The organism is Aureimonas jatrophae, from assembly GCF_900104035.1.
In the GTDB taxonomy this organism is placed as follows: Bacteria; Pseudomonadota; Alphaproteobacteria; order Rhizobiales; family Rhizobiaceae; genus Aureimonas; species Aureimonas jatrophae.
The window spans coordinates 787176-812484 of record NZ_FNIT01000001.1 but is presented as its reverse complement, the minus strand read 5'-3'; the positions used below and the strand labels follow the sequence as shown (position 1 = coordinate 812484).

The 25309-nt window shown below is 67.7% G+C and carries 27 protein-coding genes; 13 read left to right on the top strand and 14 right to left on the bottom strand.

Going from position 1 to position 25309, the window contains the following annotated elements; all coding sequences use genetic code 11:
- Positions 1-28: 28 nt before the first annotated feature.
- The 3 genes from BLQ76_RS03995 (at position 29) to BLQ76_RS03985 (ending at position 3352) form a co-directional block, all read left to right on the top strand.
- Positions 29-1012 carry a Bug family tripartite tricarboxylate transporter substrate binding protein gene (locus BLQ76_RS03995; RefSeq protein ID WP_090669094.1) on the top strand — a complete coding sequence of 328 codons (984 nt, stop codon included), beginning with the start codon at positions 29-31 and terminating at the stop codon, positions 1010-1012.
- A gap of 162 nt (positions 1013-1174) precedes the next feature.
- Entirely contained in the window at positions 1175-1846 is a 672-nt protein-coding gene (locus BLQ76_RS03990; protein ID WP_090669091.1) for a tripartite tricarboxylate transporter TctB family protein, read from the top strand.
- 3 nt (positions 1847-1849) lie between these two features.
- Positions 1850-3352 carry a tripartite tricarboxylate transporter permease gene (locus BLQ76_RS03985; protein ID WP_090669088.1) on the top strand — a complete coding sequence of 501 codons (1503 nt, stop codon included), beginning with the start codon at positions 1850-1852 and terminating at the stop codon, positions 3350-3352.
- Between the two features lie 329 nt (positions 3353-3681).
- Here BLQ76_RS03985 and BLQ76_RS03980 read toward each other — a convergent pair whose 3' ends face one another.
- The gene (locus tag BLQ76_RS03980) at positions 3682-3999 is read right to left on the bottom strand and encodes a winged helix-turn-helix transcriptional regulator (protein ID WP_090669619.1); all 318 of its coding nucleotides are present in this window, start codon (positions 3997-3999) and stop codon (positions 3682-3684) included.
- A gap of 132 nt (positions 4000-4131) precedes the next feature.
- Here BLQ76_RS03980 and BLQ76_RS03975 point away from each other — a divergent pair, with 132 nt between their 5' ends.
- Entirely contained in the window at positions 4132-4884 is a 753-nt protein-coding gene (locus tag BLQ76_RS03975) for an SDR family oxidoreductase (protein WP_210184138.1), read from the top strand.
- A 69-nt stretch (positions 4885-4953) separates the two neighbouring features.
- Here the strand turns inward: BLQ76_RS03975 and BLQ76_RS21620 are convergent, their stop codons facing one another.
- Positions 4954-5241, bottom strand: a complete 288-nt coding sequence (locus BLQ76_RS21620; RefSeq protein WP_139183916.1) for a hypothetical protein — start codon at positions 5239-5241, stop codon at positions 4954-4956.
- 74 nt (positions 5242-5315) lie between these two features.
- Here BLQ76_RS21620 and BLQ76_RS03970 point away from each other — a divergent pair, with 74 nt between their 5' ends.
- Entirely contained in the window at positions 5316-5753 is a 438-nt protein-coding gene (locus BLQ76_RS03970; RefSeq protein WP_090669081.1) for a hypothetical protein, read from the top strand.
- A 133-nt stretch (positions 5754-5886) separates the two neighbouring features.
- On the opposite strand, the gene aqpZ is transcribed toward BLQ76_RS03970, so the two are convergent.
- On the bottom strand, positions 5887-6612 hold the full coding sequence (gene aqpZ / locus BLQ76_RS03965; RefSeq protein ID WP_090669078.1) for an aquaporin Z: 726 nt from the start codon (positions 6610-6612) through the stop codon (positions 5887-5889).
- A gap of 633 nt (positions 6613-7245) precedes the next feature.
- Between aqpZ and BLQ76_RS03960 the strand changes: the two genes are divergently transcribed.
- On the top strand, positions 7246-8160 hold the full coding sequence (locus tag BLQ76_RS03960) for a magnesium transporter CorA family protein (protein ID WP_210184137.1): 915 nt from the start codon (positions 7246-7248) through the stop codon (positions 8158-8160).
- Positions 8161-8366: 206 nt separating this feature from the next.
- On the opposite strand, the gene BLQ76_RS03955 is transcribed toward BLQ76_RS03960, so the two are convergent.
- Entirely contained in the window at positions 8367-8567 is a 201-nt protein-coding gene (locus tag BLQ76_RS03955; protein ID WP_139183915.1) for a hypothetical protein, read from the bottom strand.
- Between the two features lie 138 nt (positions 8568-8705).
- The gene (locus BLQ76_RS03950) at positions 8706-9125 is read right to left on the bottom strand and encodes a DUF3830 family protein (protein ID WP_090669069.1); all 420 of its coding nucleotides are present in this window, start codon (positions 9123-9125) and stop codon (positions 8706-8708) included.
- Positions 9126-9190: 65 nt separating this feature from the next.
- On the opposite strand from BLQ76_RS03950, the gene BLQ76_RS03945 reads away from it, so the two are divergent.
- A complete protein-coding gene (locus BLQ76_RS03945) occupies positions 9191-9769 on the top strand; it encodes an LOG family protein (protein WP_090669066.1) in 579 nt (192 codons plus the stop codon).
- A gap of 26 nt (positions 9770-9795) precedes the next feature.
- Here the strand turns inward: BLQ76_RS03945 and atzD are convergent, their stop codons facing one another.
- The 9 genes from atzD to BLQ76_RS03900 are packed head-to-tail and all read right to left on the bottom strand — an operon-like array spanning position 9796 to position 19205.
- The gene (atzD, locus tag BLQ76_RS03940) at positions 9796-10890 is read right to left on the bottom strand and encodes a cyanuric acid amidohydrolase (RefSeq protein WP_090669062.1); all 1095 of its coding nucleotides are present in this window, start codon (positions 10888-10890) and stop codon (positions 9796-9798) included.
- A 35-nt stretch (positions 10891-10925) separates the two neighbouring features.
- A complete protein-coding gene (locus BLQ76_RS03935; protein ID WP_090669059.1) occupies positions 10926-12368 on the bottom strand; it encodes an amidohydrolase family protein in 1443 nt (480 codons plus the stop codon).
- Positions 12365-13405 (bottom strand): ABC transporter substrate-binding protein, encoded by a 1041-nt coding sequence (locus tag BLQ76_RS03930; protein ID WP_090669056.1) that lies wholly within the window; start codon positions 13403-13405, stop codon positions 12365-12367. Before BLQ76_RS03930 ends, BLQ76_RS03935 begins: the two co-directional genes overlap by 4 nt.
- A gap of 29 nt (positions 13406-13434) precedes the next feature.
- Positions 13435-14205 (bottom strand): ABC transporter permease, encoded by a 771-nt coding sequence (locus BLQ76_RS03925; protein WP_090669052.1) that lies wholly within the window; start codon positions 14203-14205, stop codon positions 13435-13437.
- Positions 14206-14208: 3 nt separating this feature from the next.
- Positions 14209-15072, bottom strand: coding sequence for an ABC transporter ATP-binding protein (locus tag BLQ76_RS03920; RefSeq protein WP_090669050.1), 864 nt, complete (start codon positions 15070-15072; stop codon positions 14209-14211).
- 16 nt (positions 15073-15088) lie between these two features.
- Positions 15089-16552, bottom strand: a complete 1464-nt coding sequence (gene allB, locus BLQ76_RS03915; protein WP_090669047.1) for an allantoinase AllB — start codon at positions 16550-16552, stop codon at positions 15089-15091.
- Between the two features lie 11 nt (positions 16553-16563).
- Positions 16564-17355, bottom strand: a complete 792-nt coding sequence (locus BLQ76_RS03910) for an SDR family NAD(P)-dependent oxidoreductase (RefSeq protein WP_090669044.1) — start codon at positions 17353-17355, stop codon at positions 16564-16566.
- A 17-nt stretch (positions 17356-17372) separates the two neighbouring features.
- Complete coding sequence (locus BLQ76_RS03905) at positions 17373-18392, bottom strand: ABC transporter substrate-binding protein (RefSeq protein WP_090669042.1); 1020 nt, start codon at positions 18390-18392, stop codon at positions 17373-17375.
- Positions 18393-18395: 3 nt separating this feature from the next.
- A complete protein-coding gene (locus BLQ76_RS03900) occupies positions 18396-19205 on the bottom strand; it encodes a cysteine hydrolase family protein (RefSeq protein ID WP_170842460.1) in 810 nt (269 codons plus the stop codon).
- A gap of 118 nt (positions 19206-19323) precedes the next feature.
- On the opposite strand from BLQ76_RS03900, the gene BLQ76_RS03895 reads away from it, so the two are divergent.
- The 6 genes from BLQ76_RS03895 (at position 19324) to biuH (ending at position 25294) form a co-directional block, all read left to right on the top strand.
- A complete protein-coding gene (locus BLQ76_RS03895) occupies positions 19324-20241 on the top strand; it encodes a LysR family transcriptional regulator (protein ID WP_210184136.1) in 918 nt (305 codons plus the stop codon).
- A gap of 156 nt (positions 20242-20397) precedes the next feature.
- A complete protein-coding gene (locus tag BLQ76_RS03890) occupies positions 20398-21513 on the top strand; it encodes a BMP family ABC transporter substrate-binding protein (RefSeq protein WP_090669036.1) in 1116 nt (371 codons plus the stop codon).
- A 20-nt stretch (positions 21514-21533) separates the two neighbouring features.
- The gene (locus tag BLQ76_RS03885; RefSeq protein WP_090669033.1) at positions 21534-22640 is read left to right on the top strand and encodes an ABC transporter permease; all 1107 of its coding nucleotides are present in this window, start codon (positions 21534-21536) and stop codon (positions 22638-22640) included.
- Positions 22637-23554, top strand: a complete 918-nt coding sequence (locus tag BLQ76_RS03880; protein WP_090669031.1) for an ABC transporter permease — start codon at positions 22637-22639, stop codon at positions 23552-23554. Before BLQ76_RS03885 ends, BLQ76_RS03880 begins: the two co-directional genes overlap by 4 nt.
- Positions 23555-23563: 9 nt before the next feature.
- Positions 23564-24580, top strand: coding sequence for a formamidase (locus tag BLQ76_RS03875; protein ID WP_090669028.1), 1017 nt, complete (start codon positions 23564-23566; stop codon positions 24578-24580).
- Positions 24581-24592: 12 nt separating this feature from the next.
- Positions 24593-25294, top strand: a complete 702-nt coding sequence (biuH, locus tag BLQ76_RS22320) for a biuret amidohydrolase (RefSeq protein WP_090669026.1) — start codon at positions 24593-24595, stop codon at positions 25292-25294.
- Positions 25295-25309: the final 15 nt, after the last annotated feature.

Genomic DNA, 25309 nt, shown 5'->3' with positions numbered 1-25309 from the left:
AGAACAAGCATCCATGGGAGGATACCACATGCTGAACCGTCGCCTTTTCTGCGCCCTGGCGTTGGCAACTGCCTCGTTCTTGTCTACGCCCGCCGCCTTTGCGCAGTCGGACGACTACCCGAGCCGCCCGGTCAAGCTGATCGTGCCCTATGCCGCCGGCGGCGGCACGGACGCGATCGCCCGCCTGGTGGCCAACGGCGTCGGCGAAAAGCTCGGCCAGTCGATGGTGGTGGAGAACAACGGCTCGGCCGGCGGCAACGTCGCCTCGCAGCAGGCCGCCAATGCCGATGCCGATGGCTACACCGTCCTGATGGCCAACCAGGGCCCAATGGTGGTGAACCCGCACCTCTTCAAGAACATGAAGCTCGACCCGCTCACCGCCTTCGATCCCGTGACGCTGATCGCCAAGTCACCGCTGGTTCTCGTCGTCTCCAAGAACTCGCCCTACAAGACTTTCGCGGACCTCGTCGCCTACGGCAAGGCGCATCCGGGCGAATTGACCTATGGCTCCGCTGGCAACGGCTCGGCGAGCCATCTCGCCACCGAGCTATTCCTGTCGCAGGCCGGTCTCGAGGCTGTCCATGTACCCTACAAGGGTGCCGGCCCGGCGCTCAACGACATGCTGGGCGGGCGCGGCGACTTCATGGTCACCACGCTTCCCTCCGTGCTCGGCCTGATGAACAGCGGCGACATGGTGCCGCTGGCCGTGACGACGACCGAGCGCGTCGCCTCGCTGAAGGACGTTCCGACGATCGCCGAAAGTGGCTATCCCGACTACGTCTCGGCCGCCTGGTACGGCTTCGCCGTGCCGAAGGGCACGCCCGCCCCGATCGTCGAGAAGCTGCGCACCGCGACCGTGGAGGCGCTCGCCTCGCCCACCGTCAAGGAGCGGCTGGAGGCCGAGGGCGCGGTGATCGTCGGCGACACGCCGCAGGAGTTCGCCGCCATGATGAAGAGCGAGTCCGGGCGCTGGGCCCAATTCCTTTCGCAAAGCGGCATCAGCATCGACTGATCGATAAGCGCCCGCTCCGCCGCCCGGCGGGGCGGGCGTTCTTCGTACACCCGTGGCGCACGACGCCGCCGCTCGCCTCCGCCGATACCGACTGCGACGCCGTCCGCCTGGGAGGCCTGAATGGGGCGGCGCTTCGAGAAGACTTCAGGGAGAGACAGCCCCATGAACGCCGCAAAGGGTTCAGCGGCGCCGTACGCGCATCCGCGTGCAGGTGCCGATCCGCGAAACATCGCCGCCGGCTTGGTGCTGATCGCCCTGTCGGCGCTCGCCTTCTGGCTGACGGCGGACATCTCGCGCGGCACGTTGCGCTCGGTCGGCCCGGCCATGCTGCCCCAGGCGGTCGCCGTCCTGATCGCGATCTGCGGCGTCGCGCTCGTCGTCACGGGCGCGACGCGTCGCTCCGACGCCGAGCCGGCGGTCTGGTCGCTGCGCGGTCCCCTCCTGGTGACGGCCGGCATCGCGCTCTTCGCCCTCACCATCAAGCCGATGCATCTGCCTGGCTTCGACACGTGGGAGCTCGGGCTCGTGATCTCGGGGCCGCTCGCCATCGTGGTCGGCGGCTACGCCTCGCCGCGGGCGCGCCTGCGTGACCTCGTCATCCTCGCACTCAGCCTCACGCCCTTCTGCATGCTGCTCTTCGGCGACATGCTGAACCTGCCGATCCCGATCATGCCACGCTCGCTGGCCGACCTCCTCTTCTCGGGCTGGTCCTACAAGACCGCGCTGCGCGCGACGGCGGCGGTGCTCTTTGCCATTGCGGCCTTCATCTTCTTCGCAACCCGCGGCGGGCCGCCTCCGGCCCTGGACGTCGCCCGCCACGATGGGACGATCTGAGCCATGCTGGATCTCATTTCCAATCTCGGCGTCGGTTTCGCGGTCGCGCTGACGCTCAAGAACATCGGGCTCTGCCTCGTCGGCTGCATCGTCGGCACGCTGGTCGGCATCCTGCCGGGTGTCGGCCCAATCGCCACGATCTCGATGCTCCTGCCGATCACCTTCGGCCTCGATCCGGTCGGCGCCCTCATCATGCTGGCCGGCATCTACTACGGCGCCCAGTACGGCGGCTCGACCACGGCGATCCTCGTCAATATCCCCGGCGAGGCGACGGCCGTCGTCACGACGCTCGACGGGCACCAGATGGCCCGCCAGGGACGCGCCGGCATCGCGCTCGGCATCGCGGCCATCGGCTCGTTCATCGCGGGCACGGTGGCGACGCTCACGATCGCCGCGCTCGCCAAGCCGTTGACGGGCCTCGCCCTCGTCTTCGGTCCGGCCGAGTACTTCTCGCTGATGGTCATGGGCCTCGTCTTCGCGGTCGTGCTCGCGCACGGCTCGATCCTCAAGGCGATCGCGATGATCCTCGTCGGCATCCTGCTCTCGTGCGTCGGCGTCGACATCGAGACCGGCGAGTCGCGCATGACGCTCGGCCTCGATTTCCTCTACGACGGCATCGACTTCGCCGTGCTCGCCATGGGCGTCTTCGGCATCGCCGAAATCCTGCGCAACCTCGACAATGTCGAGACGCGCGACGTGGTGCGCCAGACGATCGGTCGCCTCCTGCCCGGCCGCGAGGAGTTCCGGCAGTCCGCCGCGCCGATCGCGCGCGGCACGCTGCTCGGCTCCATCCTCGGCATCCTGCCCGGCAATGGCGCGGTGCTCGCGCCCTTCGCCGCCTATTCGCTGGAAAAGAAGCTCGCCAAGGAGCCGGGTCGCTTCGGTAAGGGCGCGATCGAAGGCGTCGCCGGGCCGGAAAGCGCCAACAATGCGGGTGCCCAGACCTCGTTCATCCCGCTTTTGACGCTCGGCATCCCGCCCAACGCGGTGATGGCGCTCATGGTCGGCGCCATGACCATCCACGGAATCGTTCCGGGCCCGCTCGTCATGACCAACTCGCCCGACCTCTTCTGGGGCATGATCGCCTCGATGTGGATCGGCAACCTCCTGCTCCTCGTCATCAACCTGCCGATGATCGGCATGTGGGTCCGCCTCCTGAAGGTGCCCTACCAGCTGATGTTTCCGGCGATCCTGATGTTCTGCTGCATCGGTATCTTCTCGATCAACTCCGAGCCGGTGCAGGTGCTGATGATCGCCGTCTTCGGCGTCGTCGGATACCTGATCTCCAAGCTCGGCTTCGAGCCGGCCCCCCTGCTTCTGGGCTTCGTGCTCGGCCGACTGATGGAGGAGAACTTCCGACGCGCACTCCTCATGTCGCGGGGCGACCTCACGACCTTCGTGGAGAACCCGATCTCAGCAGGGCTGCTCCTAATCTCTGTGGCCCTCCTCGTGATCTCGCTTCTCCCCTCGCTCCGCCGGAGCCGCGACGAGGTATTCCAGGAGTAGTCCGCATCCGGCGGACCAATTGAAAGGCAAGCGACTTCAACGCGCCCGCTAACCCGTTCCGTCTGGAATATATGGTTGGCGAGCGATGCCGCTTTCATCATCAAACGCTCGCAAATCCGCTAACCCGACCATTTCTCCAGAAGCGGAGAGTCGGCAAACCACCCGTTCGAGCCGACCAACGCTGACGGAAGCGGACGCCCCAGAAGCGGTTCGTCCGCAATCGACCCAGGGCAGACGCACGGGTGGTCGCTGCTTCAACTCGAGAGCGGACGTGACCGTCGCCGTTGCTCCCAACAACGACCGCTCAAAGGGACGCGTCACTGGAGCCCTCACCTGACGAGTTCAGGCCCCTCCCCAATCGGTGCTCGACCGTTCATCTCGACCTGCGTCCGGTGGGCGTTGCCCCAGGCGCAGAGCGGCATCAGCGCCTCGATCAGCGTTTGTCCAAAAGGCGTCACGGCGTAGTCGACCTTGGGCGGAACCTCTTGGTAGTCGCGTCGCATCAGGACGCTCGCCTCGACCAGTTCGCGCAGCTGCTGAATCAGAACCTTCTCGCTGACGCCAGCCACCAAGCGGCGCAGCTCCCCGAACCGTCGCGGGCCCAAGCGTAGGTGATAGAGGATCAGCGGCTTCCACTTGCCGCCCATCACCGCGAGCGAAACATCGAGGCCACAGTCGGTATCGTCCACGCTCGTACCACCATCCTATACTTACCTTTTGGTCAGTACTAGTCTCCCTGACAGCGCGCGTCCATATCGAGCCCGTCAACACAGGAGACGGTGATGGGCAGGCTCGACAACAAGGTGGCCGTGATCACCGGTGCCAATAGCGGCATCGGGCTGGCGAGCGCCGAACGCTTCGCGCAGGAAGGTGCCCGGGTGTTCATGACGGGTCGACGGCAAGGCGAACTCGACGCGGCGGTTGCCAAGGTCGGCCGTGGAGCCGTCGGTGTTCAGGGCGACATCGCGAACCTTGCGGATCTGGATCGGCTCTATGACGTGGTGCGCAGCGAGGCGGGACGCATCGACATCCTGTTCGCCAATGCCGGCGGCGGTGAGTTTGCAGCCCTTTCCGACATCACCGAGGAACACTTCGAGCGCACCTTCGCCACCAACGTCAAAGGCACGCTCTTCACGGTCCAGAAGGCGTTGCCGCTGCTGGTGGACGGCGCATCCGTGATCCTGACCGGATCCACGGCTGCCAGCACAGGTACGCCGGCCTTCAGTGTCTACGGCGCCAGCAAGGCCGCCATTCGCTCGTTCGCCCGCAACTGGAGCCTGGACCTCAGCGCCCGAGGCATCCGCGTCAATGTCCTGGTGCCCGGGCCCACCTCGACGCCGGGCCTGCACGGCCTTTCCTCGACCGAGGACGCCAAGCGGGCATTTGTTGCGGCCATTGAGGCACAGGTGCCGCTGGGTCGGATGGGATCGCCCGACGAGATCGCGGCAGCGGCGCTGTTCCTGGCCTCCGACGAGTCGAGCTTTGTCAACGGCAGCGAACTCTTTGCCGATGGCGGGCAGGCGCAAGTCTGAACGCCATCCTCATCATGCCGAGGAAGCACAGCAGTCGATAGGGTTAGAGACAACCAATCCCGCCGGTCGTCACGGTAGAGCCTGGTTCTTGCAAGAACCTGATCCGGCACGCCGTGAGACGGGATGCCGGCTATCGACCTCTCTTGGCCGTTCAACGCGGGTTCTGCCGCTTCCAAAGCGGACGCTCGCGCTGGCGGTCAGCGCGCTGGACGGCCAAGCGAACGATTGCTTGTCGCGGGTTTGTTGGGCGTCTTCCCGATCGAAGAACTGATACAGGGCGCCGAGCGAACCGCAGCCCGAGAACTCCAATGCCTCGTCGGTGATCAAACGTCCCGCCTCGACGTCTTCGATGATCAACCGCCGTTCCATAGGCGTCCTGCCGACGGGAGTTCGCGGCAGGCACGTTCGCCCCAGCGTCGGTGACGTGCGGTTTGCTTCAGCTCAGCTTCACGCCCGCGACCAAGCCGCTCGACAACGACACGCGCCCGACGACCCGCCTCGTCCGGTCCTCCACGATCAAGCTGCGGGTCCCGATCGCACCCTCGCCGACAGCGGAACTGGCGGCCAAGTCACGGGCCAGCCAGAAGGGCTGCGTATATCGCCTCGGTATCCGTCTCGACAAGTTGCCCGACCCGATCTTCGACCAGGACCGCCTCGTCACACAGATGGAAGGAGCATCGCATGGTGGTCACCTCGTACGCAGCGCAAGGGTGGTGATCGGGCGCCGCTGGTGTCCTGGCTGGATCGCTCCGCTGGCAAGCTCAGCGAGCGCGCGACGCTCCGCTCGGCGCCGCGTCGCTCCGCTTCCGAGTGCTGGCGCCTCGATCTCATCGACCGCCCGTGCCCAGACCTGGAACTCGCACCCGTAGGGTCGGCCTGCCAGAAGACGTAGCGCGCTCCCGAACTGGGGGCGCCAGATCGCCATCGGGTAACTCGGGCCTGCACGGCCGTGTTGGCAGACAGTGTGCGGTGGCAGAAAGGTTGGCCATCGCACGTCGCCTCCTACGGCGCTCTGGTATCGTCGGACCCGACGTTGCGAATGGTTTCGCCGGGCGACAGGACGTAGCGCCAGATCAGGGCACCGACGACGCCGCCCAAAAGCGGCGCGACCCAGAACAGCCAGAGCTGCCCGAGCGCGCCATTCTGCGCAAGTACCGCCACGGCCAGCGAACGGGCGGGATTGACCGAGGTGTTCGTCACGGGAATGGAGACCAGATGGATCAAGGTCAGGCCAAGGCCGATGGCGATCGGCGCGAAGCTGGCCGAGGCCGCGGTCGAGGTGGAGCCGAGAATAATCACGAGAAAGGCGGCGGTCAGCACGAACTCGATCAGGAACGCTGAGCCCAGCCCGTAGCCGCCGGGCGAGTTGGCGCCGTAACCGTTGGAGGCGAAGCCGCCGGCCGTGAAGTCGGCCCTGCCGGACGCGATGGCGTAGAGGATCGCGGCGCCGAGGAGACCGCCGAGGACCTGCGCCCCCCAGTAGGGCAGAAGATCGCGGGCGGGAAAGCGGCCCGACACGGCAAGGCCGAGCGAGACGGCCGGGTTGAAATGACCACCTGAGATACCGCCGACCGTGTAGGCCATGGTGAGGACCGTGAGGCCGAAGGCGAGCGCGACGCCGGCGAACGCGATACCGAGATCGGGGAAGGTCGCGGCAAGGACGGCGCTGCCGCAGCCCCCGAACACGAGCCAGAAGGTTCCGAACGCCTCGGCGGCAAGCTTCCGCATCCTGGTGATCACGGTGATGGTTCCGATGCGGGCTGGCCGCGTTGGTGGAAAGACGGTCCGATCAGATGTGCGCATCCGGGGCTCGGCCCCAAGAGCCCCGTGCGTCAGACACGCTGATGCAACTGTTGTGATTTATCGTTTCGGCGGCTTGCAACGCCGCGGAGCGCTGGATGCCAGCCGGACGCCGGACATGCCAATGGCGGCTGGGCGTCCTATACGCGACGCCCAGCCGTCACAGCACTTGGTTGCAGGGACGGACACGACCAAGTGCGTCTCGCGATCCGTCGCGGGCAATGTATACGACATGCATGCAAAGGTAATCAGCCGAGCCAGTGGAATCACAGCAAAAAACACGTAGATGCTGTATAGTTCAATTAGTAAGGCGATATCTACTTATAGAATTTGCTCAATCGGCCGTTCGACGGCGCTGCAACTTACATTTCAAAGCCTTCCGACTCTCGGGTTGCCGACTTTGCTGATTTGGCTATGTGTGCTGGGCGGAGCGTAGAACAGTGCGAAGCCAGGCGCCGGCGACCTTCCCCGTCGCCCTTCTGTTGATGGGATCCCCCTTTGTTGGCGCTTCATACGGTCGATGGCGGCAGGTTGAAGCCATCGAGCAGCGACTGCTCGAACATGCCGGACGGCCTGGTCTGGATCGACTTGCACAACCCGACCCGCGAGGAGGAGCAGGCCGTCGAGCAGATGCTGGGCATCGAGGTCCCGACCCGGGACGAGATGGCCGAGATCGAGGAATCGTCCCGACTCTACGAGGAGGACGGGGCGCTGGTCATGACGGCCGTTCTGGTCGAGGCAACGGGACGCGCCCAGCCGAGCCGCACGCAGGTGACGTTCGTCCTGACGCGACGCTGCCTCGTCACGGTGCGCTACGCTGACCCGATACCGTTCCGCGCCTTCGAGGCGAAGCAGGCCAAGGCGACGGATGCGCATCTGTCATCCGAGGCCGTGTTCGGCGCTCTCCTGGAGAGCGTCCTCGAGCGCGTCGCCGATCTTCTCGAGGCGACGGAAACCGAGATCGGTGAGGTGTCCACCGCGATCTTCTACGGCGACGAAAACGTGCGCAAGGCGGAGGAGCGCTCGACGGCCCTGCGCCATCTCCTGATCCGGCTCGGCCGCAAGAACCGGATGCTGGCGATCATCCGGGAAAGTCTCCTCAGCCTGAACCGGCTGGTCCTCTTTGCGCGACCGGGCGCGCCGTGGATCAAGGACGAAGCGCTTCAGCGCCTGGAGTCGGTCGAGCGCGACATCCGCTCGCTGTCGGAATACGAGGCGCGAACGGAAGCCGAGATCGCCTACCTCCAGGACGCGACGCTCGGGCTCATCAACATCGAGCAGAACACGATCATCAAGGTGTTCTCGATTGCCGCCGTCCTGTTCCTGCCGCCGACGCTGGTGGGCACCATCTACGGCATGAACTTCGAGCACATGCCCGAGCTATCCTGGCGGATCGGCTATCCCATGGCGCTCGCCATGATGGTCGTGTCGGCCGTGGTCCCATACTGCTGGTTCAAGCGGAAGGGCTGGTTGTAGCGGGCTTCGTTGCGGGCGGGTGGTTGGGTAGGCTGTTCTGTTGCACTCTCCCCTTCTCGGTTCGTCCCAATCGACTCCCCTCGTTTGAACCGGGCAGCGGTCATCCCCCCTTCAATGGGTGGCGAACGGATTGCGGGGTATCCGAAAGGCGACGGATCGGACCCGCATCGTCGATACGCTGGAAGCAGGCCGCCCGTCGCCTCAATCTAGGCCGCCAGCTTTGCGGCTAGATCCCGGAACCCGTTCGCCCCGAAGGACTCGACGATCAGCGTGAAGTCGCGCAGCATCTGTTGATCACACGCCTCGAGGGACACGTTCCTGTCGGTGACCTCGGCCTTCATGGCCGCGTCGAACGCAGTCCGGCCGATGGTGGGGTTCGCCTTCACGGCGGCCTGGATCGCGGGCATCCGCTCTGCCTCCGTCAGCGTAGCGACGTTCGGCACGACGGTCTCCAGGAAGGTGTCGCCGAAGCGCTCGATCGCGTCGCGGGACCGCCCCGACGTCCACCGGATGCCATCCGGGCTGCCGATGCGTTGTCCGGCGGTCTAACGCGCGGCGTGGCGCAGACGGATCGACTTGGCACCGGTCCAGAGGGTGCCGCGTCCGAGGTCGGCCAGGCGATCAAGGCCATCCGTGACAGTCAGGAAGTGGTTTCCCGCCAGAGGGCCGGCCTTGGAGGCGAAGGCGACCGGACCGTAGGCGAGGAGGATCTCCGTCTCCGACACCCCACCGGGGTAGAGGATCATCTGGCCGGGATGGGGATGGCTCGTTGCGTTCTCGTAGCCCAAGCCGAAATCCTTGTCGCCAAGCGGGATCCAGCAGGCCTCACCCGACCATCGGACGTGGATGATCCGCTCGGCATAGGGCAGGATCGCCTCCACCGCCGCCACGGTCCTCGGCGCGGCCTGCCGCTCGAAACGGGCGGGAAAGATCTCGTTGTCGATCTCGACGATGATTTCGGTCATGAAGGCGCTTTCTCAAGATGGCCGGACGGGTGCCGGCGGTTGGACGACGGGGGGACTGAAAACCCATGGCGCGCGAGATCGGAACGATCGCCATCTTCTGCGGATCGAACGCGGGCGGTCACGAAGCCTATGCGCAAGGTGCCACGGCACTCGGTCATGCCCTTGCGACCTGCGGCATCGGCATCGTCTACGGCGGCACGCACAAGGGACTGATGGGCCACGTGGCCGATGCGGCGCTGGCCGCGGGCGGACGCGTCCACGGCGTCATCACCGAACGGCTGCATGGGCGCGGTCACGCCCATGCCGCTTTGAGCGAGCTCGAGATCATGCCGACGCTGCGGGCCCGCAAGGAACGGATGGCCGCGCTCGCCGACGCCTTCATCGCCCTGCCCGGCGGCATCGGCACGCTGGAGGAGTTTCTCGAGGTCTGGACCATGAACCAGCTGTCCGAGATCGACAAGCCGGCGGGCCTCCTCGATACGCGCGGCTTCTTTGAAGCCTTTCTCGGCTTCATCGACCATATGGTGGCGGAGCGCTTCCTGCCGCCCGCGCACCGCCATTCCATCGTGGTCGACGCCGATCCGCAGACGCTGATCGACGGGCTCCAGCGGTTCGAGCGGGTCGACGTGCCGAAGTGGCTCTGACCGGCGGCGCGTAGCGGCTTCCGCCCTCACGAGGCGTTGCGGCGAACGATCACCGCGACCGGCCCGCCGCCGTCCGGCCCCTGGTGCTCGGCACCGCCGGAGACGAACAGCTCCGTCGTGCCGGTGAGACCGGCCAGCATGCCCCCGACAAAGGCGCGCGCATGGCGTGTCGCGGAGATGTCGCTGTCGTCGTTCATCGTGTGGCGCGCGCCGCGCACGAGGCCGGTGCGCGACGCCTCGGCCTTGGCGAGAAGCGCCTCGAAGCCCGCGCCGTCCGGCACGCCGAGCCCTTGGAGACAGGCCTGCACGGCGGCCGCGTCGATCGCATCGCGCATCACGGCATGGCCTACCGCGAGCGGTCCGCGCCAGCCCCGGCTCATGCCGAGCACCAGGATCTCGTGGCCCATCAGCTCGATGCCGGCCGAGGTGCTGGCGCGGCGGGAGAAGAGGTTCATGTCGCGGCCGACGGCGCTTTCGAAGATCGCGGCCGCGTCGAGTTCCCCGAGCGCCAGCGCGATGCCGAGCGCGCTCGCCCCGCGCGAGAGACCCATCGACTTCAAGGTGTCGGACACCGCGCAGGATCGCCCGCGCGCCGCGGCCGCCACGATGCGGGCCGAGGTCAGGAGCGGGCATTTGACCTGTACGAAATGCACGTCGTCCACGCTGGTGATACCGGCCGCCGCCATGGCGTCCACGACACCCGAGCGAACCACGTCCATCTGCGCGGCCCGGCCGATCTCCTCGGGCAGCACGTCGCGGGTGACCGAGGTCCCGATGGCGAGCGAGCCGTCCGGGAAAGCATCCCCTTCCCCGTGCTCCACCCGCTCGAACACGAGCCAATGCGGACTCAACGCCCCTTCCGTGCCACCCGACATGACCAGCACCACGTCAGCCGCCCGTTCGTTTCCGATCCGGGCACGCAGGAAGTCCGCGAGCGCTCGCGTGGCGAAGCCGCGCGTGAAGTCGTTGACGCAGCCGTTGCCCTCGGTCTTGCCGAGGATGGCGAGAATGCCCGACGGATCCAGCGCCCCGGTGGCGACCAGACGCTCCAGGCCGGACAGATCGTCGGGCGCTGCGGCGGGCACGCGATGAATGCGCGTCGAGGGATGGACGGACGACACGAGGGGCTGGTCCTTCTTGGAAACGGTCGGTCGGCTCAGCAGCAGCCCGGCGCGTGGAAATGCGCGCGCATCGCAGCCTCCAGATGCGGCAGCGCGGCTGCGAGACTGCCGGACGAGACCATGTCGTGGCGGACGATGGCCAGAAGCTCGCGGGTCAGCGCCTCGTGGTCGATGTTGGTGAGGCGGCCGCCTTTGGCGACGCTGCGTCCTTCGACGATCACCTCCGCCATGTGATGCCGGGTGCCCCGCGCCAAGAGGAGGCCAACGGGCTCCGGGGCGATCGGGAGCCGATCCTCGTTCAACCGGTCCATGTCGAGCAGCAGGAGATCGGCCGGCTCACCGTCCGCGATGCGCCCGCCGCCTTCTTCGCCCAGCACGGCGGCGCGCCCGTTGCGAACCGCCATCGCCAGGATGTCGGCGTCGCCGAACTCTTCGGCAAAACCCCAGCCGCGATGAAGGAGATGGGCGAGCCGCATCTCGCGCAGGGCATCGTCGTCCTCGTCGAGACCCAGCCCATCGAGCCCGAGCGCGACGCGGCAACCCGCCCGACGCATCGCGGCGACCGGCGCGATGCCGGAGCGGATCTGGAGGTTGGAACTCGTGTTGACGGCGATCGTCGCGCCGCTTTCGGCAATCAGCTCGAGTTCGTCGGGCCGCGCGTAGGTGCAATGGGCGAGCGTCAGGCGCGGCGACAGGAGGCCGATGTCGGCGAGCCAGCGCACGAGCCCGCCGGGCTTCTCCTGCCGGTCGGCCCAGTCTCGCTGGTAGCGCGTTTCCAGAAGATGCATGTGGACGCGCCGGCCGGTCAGGGCGGAGGCTTCGGCGACGGCGACGAGAAGTTTGTCGCTGCACCACTGCGGCCCGGTCGGCCCGTACTGGGCGCGCACGCCCTCGCCCAGCGCCGCCTCGACCTCGTCGACGAGGCGAATCTGCGTCGGCACGTCCGGCACGGGAGCCGAGACGCGCGCGGCGATCTCGGCGCGCGCTTGCCCCGGCAGCGCATCCAGAACGGCGTCGGACGGGCCGTAGACCAACGGGTTGCGATCGCGAAGCGCGACGGCAAAACCGATGCGCACGCCGACATCGCGGGCCGCGCGGGCAGTCGCGGCCGCCTCCTTTGGCACGGCGGCGAAGGACCGGAAGCGCGTGTGGTGCACCATGACGACGCCTACCCCGCCGAGTGCGCTGCGCCCCAGCGAGGCCGCGGCGGCGAGATAGGGATCGATCGGCGGCAGCAGCGCGAGAGTGGACAGCCAGAGTTCCAGCGGCTTGCCGGCCGCGCCGAAGGAACTCGCCCTGAGCGGACGCGCATGGTCGTGCGCGTTGACGAGCACCGGCATGGCGAGGGTCGTCGAGGCGGCCGTGCCCGGCTCGACCGAGACGATCCGACCCTCGTTCAAGGTCAGCGTGAGCGGATCGCGCGAGCCGAAGCCCTCGGCACAGAGCGCGCCGAGGCAAGGAATGCTCGTCGTGGTCACTGCGACGTCCCACCGAGCATGCGGTCGGCCTGTGCGGGCAGGAAGGAGCGGTCGAAGATGTCGGTTGCGGCCGGATGCCGCTCCAGGCCATAGGCTTGCGCGATGGAGCCGATCGCACGAGTGAGGCGGGCGTCGTCGAGATCGCCGAGCCCCAGCCGCTTCGTTTCATCCGTCTCGATCACGCGAGCGAGGGCGAAGCGCATGCGGGCCGTTTCGGCGTCGGCGTTCACCAGCGGCTCGATCGACGTCAGCGCCGCGACGCCGAGCGCCGGGTCGGCTGCGACCTCCACCATCGCCCGGTTGATGGCACGCACGAGACCGCGAACCGCCTCGGGCTTCTCCGCGGCGAGGCGTCGCGAGACCATGACGCCGTTGGAATACAGATCGAGCCCGTTAGCGGCAAAGTCGATCCAGCGGAAGTCGCGCTCAGGGTCCTGCCCCTGCGACAGGAGATTGACGTAGCTCGTCACGTTGAAAACCAGCGACGCGGCGACCTCGCCGCGCAGGAGCATCTGCTCCTGAAGGTTGGCCTGCATGTTGAGCACCTCGACGCCGGCCGGATCGACCGAATTGACCTTGAGGAGCAGCGGCAGGAGCTTGGTCGCGGCGGCCGAGGCCGGTCCGCCGACCTTCTTGCCGGACAGGTCCGCGATCGAGGCGATGCCGCTGTCGGCCTTGGTCAGGACCGAGAAGGGCGCGGCGTTGTAGACCTGATAGACCATGACCGGCGCCGTATCCGGTGCGCTCGCCGCCTGCTGGATGATGGCGTTGATGTCGCCGAAGCCCGCGTCGTAGGTGCCCGAGGCGATACGCGTGACGGTTGCGGCCGACCCCTCGCCCTGGTCGATCGTGACGTCGAGCCCTTCGGCGTCGAAGTAGCCCTTCTCCTTGGCGAGCAGGAACGGGCCGTGGATGCCCTGGTAGACCCAGTCCAGCGTGAAGCGGATCGGCACCTTGTCCTCCGCGCGGGCCGGCAGAGCGGCGGCGAGCATCAGGGTGGCCAGGGCGAGAGCGCCGGCAAGCGGTCGATAGGTCATGATCTCGTTCCTTCGGGGGGCGCCGGGCGTCAGCCCATGGCGAATTCGGTCTTGCGGTTGGCCCAGCCGGTGATGCGCTTCTCGACGAGCGAGAAGACGGCGTAGAGCGCGACGCCGAGGCCAGCGAGGATGAACAGGCCGGCGAAGACCAGCGGCACGTTGAAGTTCGACGAGGCGATCAGCATCATGTTGCCAATGCCCTTGTTGGAGGCCACCGTCTCGGCGATCACCGTGCCCACGAAGGCGAGCGTGACCGCGACTTTGAGCGAGGCGAAGAGGTAGGGCATCGTGCGCGGCAGGCCGACGTTGAACAGGATGTCGGTGCGGCTCGCCTTCCAGGTCCTGAGAACGTCCTCGAGTTCGGGCTCGGTGGTCGCGAGGCCCGTCGCGACGTTCACCACCACCGGGAAGATCGAGATGATCATGGCCGTGATGATGGCCGGCACGGTACCCGCGCCGAACCAGAGGACGAGGATCGGCACGACCGCGACCTTGGGGATCGAGGAGAAGCCGACGAGCAGCGGGAAGGCGACCTTGTAAGCGAAGCGCGAGGAGCCGATCACCATACCGATCGCGACGCCGAGCGAGACGCCCAGCGCGAAGCCGACCAGCGTCGTGTAGAGCGTCTGCACGGCATGCGGCATGAGCGCCGGCCAGCGGGTGACGAGGACGGCGACGATCGCGCTCGGGCGCGGCAGCACCAGCGGGCTGATCGCGAAGGCGAGGCACGCCGCCTCCCACAGGACAAAGAAGCCCAAGATCACGAGAAGCGAGCCGAGGCGTTCGCAGGACAGGGTCATCGATCAGGCTTCCTTGGCAGCGGTGCGAGCTGCGACGATGAGGTTGCGCAGGCGATGGCCGAGGGCGACGAAGCCGGGCTCGGCCGTCGTGTCGATGGTCCGCGGACGCGCGAAGGGCACATGCTCGTCCACGAGAATGCGGCCGGGCCGGGCACTCATCACGACGATGCGGTTGGCGAGAAACGCGCTCTCGCGCAGGTCGTGCGTGACGAGGAGCACGGTCGGTCGCGTCTCCATCCAGAGGGCCTGGAGGATCTCCCAGAGCTCCTCGCGGGTGAACTGGTCGAGCGCGCCGAAGGGCTCGTCGAGAAGAAGCAGCGTCGGCTCGTGGATCAGCGCACGGCAGAGCGAGGCGCGCTGCTGCATGCCGCCGGAGAGCTGCCAGGGATAGCGGTCGCCGAAGCCCGCCAGCCCGACCTTGGCGAGCAGCGTCTCGGCCCGCTCGCGATACTCGCCCTTCCGCTTCGCCCGCCAGGTCTCGCGAAAGCCCGGAACGATCTTCAGCGGCAGCATGACGTTGTCGCGGATCGTCAGCCAGGGCAGGAGCGTCGGGTTCTGGAAGGCCATGCCGATGCGAACATCCTCGGCGCCCACCTCGCGGCCGCCGACGAAGACGTATCCCGACGTCGCCCGGATCAGTCCGGCGACGAGCTTGAGGATCGTGGACTTGCCGCAGCCGGACGGACCGACCAACGCCACGAAGTCGCCGGCGAAGACCTTGAGGTCGGTCGTGGCCAGCGCCTGCACCGCCCCCTCGCCCCGGCCGTAGGCCAGCGCCGCCCCGTCGAACTGGATAAGGGGCGTCGGCGAGGGCGGCGCATCCGGGTCGAAGGGCCGCGCTCCCGCGGTATCCTGGACGTTCAGCATCCGCATGCCCTTCCCCTCAAGCGACAGCGCGCGGACGCGCGGAGGCTGGCGCCGGCGGGCGGAGCACGGCTTCCATCGTCTGGTCGAGGTTTCGCGGCTGGGGCGTCGGCATCGCCTGCGCCCGTCGCACGGATCGACCCCAGCCGGCGGTCTCGGCGCAAAGCCTCCGGTCGCGCATGGCGAAGCGGCCGCGCACCATCGTGTGGATCGGCAAGCCCACGGTCTCCATGCCCTCGAACGGCGTGATCTTGCCGCGCGAATGCAGCTCGGCAGCGCGGATCACGTGCCGGCGTCTCATGTCCACGAAGGCGATGTCGGCATCCGAGCCGACGGTGAGCGCACCCTTGCGCGGGAAGAGCCCGAAGGCGCGCGCCGGGGCGCCGGCCGACATGCGAACGTACTCCGCGAGCGTGAAGCGCCCCTCGTTGACGGCGGTGAGCATGAGCTGCATCTGCGTCTCGACGCCGGGGAAGCCGCAGTCGGCGGTCCAGATGTCGTCGCGCCGCTTCTCGGCCGGGTCGTGAGGCGCGTGGTCGGTCGCGATCATGTCGATCGTGCCGTCGCTCAAGGCCTCCCAGAGCGCCGTTTGATGATGCTTCTCGCGCACCGGCGGATTGACGCGGATGATCGAACCCAGCGTCTCGTAGGCGTGTTCGTCGAACAGGAGGTAGTGCGGGCAGGTCTCTCCGGTGATGTCGACGCCCCGCGCCTTGGCCTCGCGCAAGGGGCGCAGCTCGTCGGCCGACGAGATGTGGAGGACGTGGATACGTGCGCCCGTCCACTCGGCGAGGATCGCCGCCCGCGCCACCGCCTCGGTCGCCACGACCGCGGGGCGCGAGGCGAGATGGGCGAGCGGATCGTGGCGCCCAGCAGCAGCCAGCTTGCGCTGGCGCCAAGCCATGATCGAGGCCGTCTCGGCATGAAGCGAACAGCGCATGCCGTGCTTCGCGAGGATCTCGAACCCCTCCAGCATCGCGCCGGTGGAAGGCGACGGCAGGTTGCCGAACGTGTTGCCCATGAAGCACTTGAAGGCCGCGACGCCGCCGTCGATCAGGGCTTCGAGCTGGTCGATGTTGTCCTCGGCGAGAAGGCCGTAGATGCCGAAGTCGACATGCGCCTTCTCGGCAGCCTTCAGCTTCAGCGCCAAGGCGTCCGGCGTGCCGGTCGGCGGGTTGGTGTTCGGCATCTCGAAGACGGTGGTGACGCCCCCCATGGCGGCGGCCGCCGTGCCCGTGCCCCAGTCCTCCTTGTGGGTGTAGCCGGGCTCGCGGAAATGGACATGGGCGTCGATCGCGCCCGGCAGGAGATGGAGGCCGCTCGCATCCAAGGTCTCGCGTGCCGGCGGCATGGCATCCGGCGTGCCGACCGCGATGATCGCGCCGTCGCGAATGGCGAGCGCCGCACTGTGCGTGCCCGTTTCGCTGGCGATCGTGCCGCCGACGACCACGAGGTCGGCATGGAACTGGGAATCGGGCGTCATGGCGGGTCCTTTCAGAGCATGGCCCAGCCGCCGTCGACCGGCAGGTCGACGCCGGTGATCTGGCGGGCGGCGTCGCTGGCGAGGAAGAGGCAGGCATGGGCCACGTCCTCGTCCGTCGAAACGCGGCGGAGCGCGTAGTCCTCGGCGTGGCGCCGGGCGGCTTCCTCCTCGGAGATGCCGAGACGCGCGGCCATCTCGGGCACGACCTTGGTGCGGAAGCGCGGGCCGTCCACCATGCCGGGCGCCACGCAGTTGACGTTGACGTTGTGCGGGCCCGCTTCCAGCGCGAAGGACTTGGTGATGCCGCGCAGCCCCCATTTCGAGGCGGAATAGGCCATGCGCCCGGCCCGGCCGCGCATGCCGAACGTGCCGCCGACATTGACGATCCGCCCGCCCCCGCCTTCGATCATCGACGGCATCACGGCGCGCATCGTGTTGAAGCAGCCGGCCATGTTCAGCGTGACGATCTCGTCGAACTCGGCCGCCGTCGTCTCCCAGCCCGTCTTGCCGATCGGGCCGGAGCCGCCGGCGACGTTGACGAGGACGTCGATGCGGCCGAACGCTTCGCGGGTGTGCTCGGCCAGCGCGGTGCAGTCGGCCTCGTCGGTCACGTCGCAGGGCACGACGATCGCCTCGGCGCCGCGCGACCGCGCCGCCTCGGCCACCGGCTCGATGGCGGCCGTGTCGCGCCCCGCAAGCACCAGCCGGCATCCTTCGTCCGCGAAGGCGAGGCTGACCGCCGCGCCCATTCCCTTGGCGGGGCCCGTGATCACCACGGTCCGCCCCTTCAATCCGAGTTCCATGTCGATGCCTGTCCTGCTCAGTCCACGACCTTGGTCGGCCGCTCGGCCAGCGGCGGCAGGAAGGCGTCCGTGAAGACCTCCTCCAGCGCCGGCGTCCGGGGCAGACCGTTGGCCTCTACAACCACGTCGATCGCCCGCTTCATGCGGTCCGGGTCGATCGCGCCGAGGCCGATCCTTCCGATCTCCGGGTGGTTCATCTCGGCGGCGAGTGTCGCCCTCGTGCGCTCGACCTCGACAGCCTCGTTGAGAAGCGGCTCGCGCTTCATCACCGCCTCGACCGAGCCGGCCGGGTCGGCGATCATGTCCACCGTCGCCCGGTTGAGAGCCGCGACGAGCCCCTTCAAGGCCTCCGGATGCTCGGCCGCGAAGCTCTTGGACGCGACGAGCGCGTTGGAATAGAGGTCGAGACCGTAGTCTCCGTAGGAGACGAAGCGCAGCTGCGTGTCGGGATCGATGCCCGCCGCCTTGGCGCTGAAGGCGATCGTGTTGACGTAGCCGAACACGCCGTCGACCTGCCCGCTCATCAGCATCTGCTCGCGCAGGTTCGGCTGCATGTTGGTGATCGTCACGGCGGAGGCGTCGATGCCGGCCGCCTTGGCGAAGGCCGGGAACAGCTTCAGCGCACCGTCGCTGGCCGGGCCGCCGATCGTCTTGCCCACAAGGTCGGCGGGCTTCCGGATCGGACTGTCCGCCGTCACGGCGATCGTGAAGGGCGGCGTGTTGAACATCTGATAGATGCCGATCGGCGCCTGGTCCGGCTGGGTGGCGCTGAGCGAGATCAGGGCGTTGATGTCGCCGAAGCCGACATCGTAGGCCCCCGTCGCGACCTTGGTGATCGCGGCGGCCGAGCCCTCGCCCTGGTCGATCGTGACCGCAAGGTCCGCGTCTTTGAAATAGCCCTTGTCCTCCGCCAGGAAGAACAGCGCCTGCGGCCCCTGGTACTTCCAGTTCAGCACCATACGGATCGGGGTCTGCGCCTGCACCGGCCCGAGCAGCGCGGCGGAGGCAAGAAGGGCTAGGACGAGACGAGGACGCATCGATCAGGCTTCCTGTGTGGGGGCGGAGGAGTCGAAGGCTGCAAGGAGGTCAGGACCCTGCGCCACGAAGCCGTGCAGCGTCTCGACCAGCCACAGGACGGCAGCCTCGATCTCGGGCGGCGAAACGGTGGCGCAGAGGTCGGACAGAAGCACGCAGTCGTAGCCGATGGCGGCGGCGTCGGTGAGCGTCTCGAACACGCAACGATCGGTGTTGATGCCGCAGAACAGGAGCGTCGAGACCCCCATGCGGCGCAGGAGGCTGTCGAGATGAGTGTCCGGGAAACCGGAGAAGCGCTGCTTGCGGACCTCGTGGTCGCCCGGCTCGCGGGTCAGCCCGTCGGCGAGCGCGGCACCCCAGGACCCTGCATGGAGCGTGCCCTCGTCCCGGTCGGCGGAGCGCTCGCCGTAGCCGGTCGCCGCCGCCTCGCGCTTGCCGCGAAACATCGCGGAGGCGGGCAGGTGTCCGGCGGTGCCGGGCAGGCCCCAGTTGAGCCAGACCACGGGAAGGCCGGCGCCCCGGCAAGCCTTGGCGAAGGCCTCGATCGCCGCGATCGGGGCCCGCCCCTGCCTTCCTGCCCGGCCGAACCAGCCTTCGGCATGAAGGAAGTCGTTCTGGAGATCCACCGCGACCAGCGCCGTGCGGGCAAGGTCGATCTCGACCGCGCGCGGCTTTGCCGGAAACGAGACCGGTCGGGGGACAGGCCGAGGGCGCAGCGTCGAGATGCGATCCGGCGACACGTGCCAACCCTGCCCGCGCGAGGAGCCGAGGCGGAAGGCGCCTGCGGTCTCGGATGGGAACGACGTCTCGGCCAAACGCTCTTGCTCCTGTGGTGTCGGGCGAACGCTACAGGCTCGAATGCGAATACCGGAAATGCCGATTTTGATGGGATGTGATACGAAAAAGTCTACACCCTCGTCAGGAAGTCTCGCGATGCGTCACATGCGGATCTGGTCCTACGTGGATCTCGCTGCCCGCCACGGCTCGATCCGACGTGCGGCGGAGGAGCTCAACATCACGCCCTCCGCGCTTCAGCGGCGCATTCAGGACGTCGAGGACGATCTCGGTACCGCCATCTTCGAGCGGTCGGCACAGGGGGTTCGACTGACGGCCGCCGGCGAGACCTTCATCCGCTGGATCCGGCAGCAGACGGTCGAACTCGAACGCACGCGGTCACAGATCGAGAGCCTGGAAGGCCTCAGACGTGGCCACATCCGCATCGCGTGCAGCCAGGCGCTCGTGAACTATCTCCTGCCGCAGGAGATCGCGACCTTCCGGCAGAGCTACCCGCGGGTCAGCTTTGCCGTTTCGGTGGTGGACCACGACGTCGCGTTGCAACGGCTGGTGGACTACGAAGCGGACATGGTGCTGATCTTCCGGCCGCGCCGCAGCGCCGAGCTGCAGCCGATCGTCAGCATCGGCCAGCGGCTCCATGCGGTGATGGCGAGCGATCACCCGCTGACGCGTCACGAGAGCATCCGTTTGCGGGACTGCGCGCCCTACCCGATCGCGCTGGCGGACCGCTCCTTCGGGTCGCGACGCATCATCGACGGCATTCTGTCCACCAGCTCCTTCGCGCTGTCGATCGACTTCGAGTCCGATTCCTTCGAGATGCTGCGCAACCTGGCCCGTTCGGGCGGCGTGATCACCTTCCAGATCGAGGTCGGGTCGGAGGTATCGTGGCTCGAGCCGGGCCTCGTGTCCCGTCCGGTCGCGGACGCCGACCCGACCCATGGTCCGCTTGTTCTGGGACAGTTGCGCGGCCGCACCCTGCCCGTGGCCGCGGCGAAGTTCCTGGAGCAAGTCGCCCGCAGGCTGGACCGTACGCGCAACCTTCCACAAGGCGCATGAGCACGCCACACGCGAGGGCATCTGATTATTTTTTCATCATCGCCAGCGCGGACAAAATTTACGGAAACAGACCAAACCTCTGAAATAGCTGCGCCATCAACGTTGGCACGGGCATTGCATGCAATCTGCGGTCACTCCTCGACGGGACCCTTCGCCATGCCCCTTCTGCCGATCCATCGCCGTCACTTCCTTCAGGGCGTGGGAGCGCTCGCCCTCACCCCGCTGGCACTTCGCGCAGGCGCGGCCCACGCCGCCGAAGACCTGACGGTCGGCTTCCTCTATGTCGGGCCGAAGGACGACTTCGGCTACAACCAGGCGCATGCGCAGGCCGCCGCGATCATCAAGGCGATGCCAGGCGTCACGGTGCTGGAGGAGGAGAACGTCGCCGAGAGCGAGGCCGTCTCGCGCTCCATGCAGTCGATGATCGAGCTGGATGGCGCCAAGCTCCTGTTCCCGACCTCGTTCGGCTACTACAAGCCCTTCGTGCTCGATGCCGCCAAGGAGAACCCGGAGGTGGAGTTCCGCCATTGCGGCGGCCTCTGGAGCGACAGCGATCCCAAGAACGCCGGCTCCTATTTCGGCTATATCGGCATGGCGCAGTACTTGTCGGGCATCGTCGCCGGCCACCAGTCGAAGTCCAAGAAGCTCGGCTTCATCGCCGCCAAGCCGATCCCGCAGGTCCTCCTCAACATCAACTCCTTCACCCTCGGCGCGCGCTCGGTCGACCCCTCGATCACGACGCAGGTCATCTTCACCGGCGACTGGTCGATGCCGGTCAAGGAGGCCGAGGCCGCCAACGCGCTGATCGACCAGGGCGTCGACGTCATCACGTGCCATGTCGACGGGCCCAAGGTGCTGGTCCAGACGGCGGCGGGTCGCGGTTGCTTCGTCACCGGCTACCACACGAGCCAGGCCGCGCTCGCGCCCGAGCACTACCTCACCGGCGCCGAATGGGACTGGGCCAATGTCTACCGCTCCTTCGTGGAAAAGGCGCAGAGCGGCGAGCCGCTGCCGAACTTCGTGCGCGGCGGCTTGGCCGAGGGCTTCGTCAAGTCGAGCCCCTACGGCGCGATGGTGGGCGAGGCCGCGCGCAAACAGGCCGACTCGGTGCGGGCCGAGATGATGAAGGGCGGCTATTCCGTCATCAAGGGCCCGCTCAAGGACAACAAGGGCAACGAGATCGTGGCCGCGGGACAGAGCTATCCCGAGACGGCGATCGAGCTCGAGAAGATGGACTACCTCGTCGAAGGTGTCGTCGGCTCGACGGCCTGAACCGGCCCGGATCGGCTCTGATGACCCTCGGTCTCTCCCCTTCCCTGGCCGCGCCGGCGCGCGGCCTCTCGGACGCCGCGTGCCGGTGGATCGAGGCCGCGCTCCTGCCGATCCTGGCAATCCTTGCAGGCTTTGCGGCCTTCGCCCTGTTTCTGGCCGTGCAGGGTCATTCTCCGGCCGAGTTCGCCAGCCTCGTCTGGCGCGGCGGCTTCGGCACGGCCTTCTCGCTCGCCAACACGCTCCAGCGTGCCGCGCCGCTCTTTCTCACCGCGCTCTGCGTCGCGCTTCCGGCCCAGCTCGGCCTCGTGGTGATCGGCGGCGAAGGCGCCTTCGTGCTCGGCGGCCTTGCGGCCGCGGCCGCGGGCGCGACGCTCGCCGGAATCGCGCCGGTGGCGGGGATCGCCGCGATGGCCCTCGCGGGCGCGCTCGCGGGCGGTCTCTGGATCGGCCTCGCCGGCTGGCTGCGCCATGCGCGCGGCGTCAACGAGACCATCAGCTCGCTGCTCCTCAGCTACATCGCGATCGCGCTCTTCAACCACGTGGTGGAAGGGCCGCTACGCGATCCGGCGAGCCTCAACAAACCCTCCACCGCACCGATCCCGGCCGAATTCCGCATCGGCACCTTGCCGGGAATCGACGTTCACTGGGGTTTTGCGGTCGGCGTCCTCGCCTGCGTCTTGAGCGCCTTCGTGATCCGGCGCACCACGTTCGGCTTCGCGGCGCGCATCGCGGGCGGCAACCCGCGCGCGGCCGCCGTGCAGGGCCTGCCGGTCGGGCGACTGGTCGTCGCCTTCGCGGTGGCGGGCGGCGCGGCAGCGGGCGTCGCGGGGATGGTCGACATGGCGGCCGTCCAAGGCTCGGCCAACGCCTCGCTGATCGCCGGCACCGGCTATACCGGCATCCTCGTCGCCTTTCTCGCACGGCAGAACCCGCTCGCCATCGTGCCCATGGCGATCCTGGTCGGCGGCATCGCGGCAGCGGGCGGCCTCGTGCAACGGCGCATGGGACTGCCGGACGCGACCATGCTCGTGCTTCAGGGCTGCCTGTTCCTGTCGATCCTCCTGTCGGAGACGCTGGCGGGTCGCCTCGTCCCCAAGGCCCTGCGCGCGGAAGGGGTCGGCCGATGAACCTCGACCTTTGGAGCGTTCTCGTCGCGGTTCTCGGCGGCGCGATTCGCGTTTCGACGCCCTTCCTCTTCGTCAGTCTCGGCGAATGCGTGACGGAGAAGTCGGGGCGCATCAACCTTGGCCTCGAGGGCACGCTCGTCTTCGGCGCGATGGCGGGCTACGGCGGCTCGCTTCTGACCGGCAACCCCTGGTTTGGGGTCCTGGCGGCCGGGATCGCCGGTACGCTGTTCGGGCTTCTGCACGGCGCGATCTGCTCTTTGAAAGGCGTCAACGACGTTGCGGTCGGCATCGCGCTGATGATCTTCGGCACGGGTCTCGCCTTCTTCTTCGGCAAGCCGCTGATCCAGCCCGCCGCGCCCATGCTCCAGCCGATCGACCTCGGCTTCTGGACGAGCGATCCGGCGCTTCGGGCCGCGCTGCAGATCAATCCGCTCTTTATCGTCGGCATCGCGATCGCGTTCGCCATGGGCTTCGCCTTCCGCCGCACGCGCACCGGCCTGATCCTGCGCATGGTCGGCGACAGCGCCGACGCCGCGCGCGCCATGGGCTACCCGATCGTACCCGTGCGCATCGCGGCCACCATGTTCGGCGGCTTCATGGCGGGTGTCGGCGGGGCCTATCTCTCGCTCTACTATCCCGGCTCGTGGAACGAGGGCATCTCGTCCGGCCAAGGGTTGATCGCGGTCGCGCTCGTCATCTTCGCGCGCTGGAACCCGGTTGCGTGCTTCGGGGCGGCGCTCCTCTTCGGCGGCGCGGGCGCGCTCGGCCCCGCGCTCCAGTCGGTCGGCGTCACGGGGGGCACCTACCTCTTCTATGCCGCGCCGTACGTGCTGACGCTTCTCATTCTGATCCTGACCTCCTCGCCGCGCCGCGCCCTAGAGGGTGCGCCGCGCGAACTCTCCATCACGAAATAGGAGCCCGGCATGAACGGCCTTGGCGGACTGAACAAATCGGACAACGGCGTCGTCATCGGCTGCGTGCAGCTGCAGCTTCCCACGGTGGCGACCCCGGACGACCTGAAGCGCCAGACCGCGCGGATCGTCGAGATGGTCGGCAAGGCGCGCCGCAACCTCTCGACCATGGATCTCGTGGTCTTCCCGGAATACTCGCTCCACGGCCTGTCGATGGACACGAACCCGGCCATCATGTGCCGAGTAGACGGGCCGGAGGTGGAGGCGTTCCGCAAGGCGTGCCGCGACCACCGCATCTGGGGCTGCTTCTCCATCATGGAGCTGAACCCCGGCGGCATGCCCTACAACACCGGCCTCGTGATCGACGACACGGGCGAGATTCGGCTGAACTATCGCAAGCTCCACCCCTGGGTGCCGGTCGAGCCCTGGGAGCCTGGCGATCTCGGCATTCCCGTCATCGACGGGCCGAAGGGTGCCAAGCTCGCGCTCATCATCTGCCACGACGGCATGTTCCCCGAAATGGCCCGCGAGTGCGCCTACAAGGGCGCAGAGATCATGCTGCGCACGGCCGGCTACACCGCGCCGATCCGCGACTCCTGGCGCTTCACCAATCAGGCCAACGCCTTCTGCAATCTCATGGTGACCGCGAATGTCTGCCTATGCGGATCGGACGGCTCGTTCGATTCCATGGGCGAGGGCATGATCGTCAACTTCGACGGCACGGTGCTCGCCCACGGCACGACCGGCCGGGTGGACGAGATCATCACGGCGGAGGTCCGGCCCGACCTCGTGCGCGAGGCGAGGGCCGGATGGGGCGTCGAGAACAACATCTACCAGCTCGGCCATCGCGGCTACGTCGCGGTCCAAGGCGGCGCGCAGGACTGTCCCTACACGTTCATGCAGGACATGGTCGCCGGCCGCTACCGCCTCCCCTGGGAGGACGAGGTGAAGGTCGTGGACGGCACGTCCTGCGGCTTTCCCGCCCCGACGCGCCGCTACCGCGAAGACATGCCCCAGGCCGCCGAATAGGAAGCGAGAGCGATGGACACGCTGAACGCCGCCGGTCTCACGATCGCCTCCACACCCTATCGCTGGCCCTATGACGGCAGCCTGTCGCCGAAGACGACCGCTCTCGTCATCATCGACATGCAGACCGACTTCTGCGGCCCCGGCGGCTATGTCGACAAGATGGGCTACGACTTGTCGCTGACGCGCGCGCCGATCGAGCCGATCCGCCGGGTCCTCGCCGCCATGCGCGACAAGGGCTATCCCATCATCCACACGCGCGAGGGGCATCGACCGGACCTGGCCGACCTTCCCGCCAACAAGCGCTGGCGCAGCCAACAGATCGGCGCCGGCATCGGCGACCCGGGCCCCTGCGGGCGCATTCTGGTGCGCGGCGAGCCGGGCTGGGAGATCATCCCCGAACTCAGCCCCCTGCCCGGCGAGGTGGTGATCGACAAGCCCGGCAAGGGGTCGTTCTGCGCGACCGACCTCGAGCTGATCCTCCATGCGCGCGGCATCCGCAACATCGTGCTGACAGGCATCACGACCGACGTCTGCGTCCACACCACCATGCGCGAGGCCAACGACCGCGGCTTCGAATGCTTGATCCTCGAGGACTGCTGCGGCGCGACCGACCGTGGCAACCACGATGCCGCGATCAAGATGGTGACCATGCAGGGCGGCGTCTTCGGTGCGGTCGCCTCCAGCGCGGCGCTGATCGAGGCGATCGGGGCATGAGCGCGCTGCCCGCCT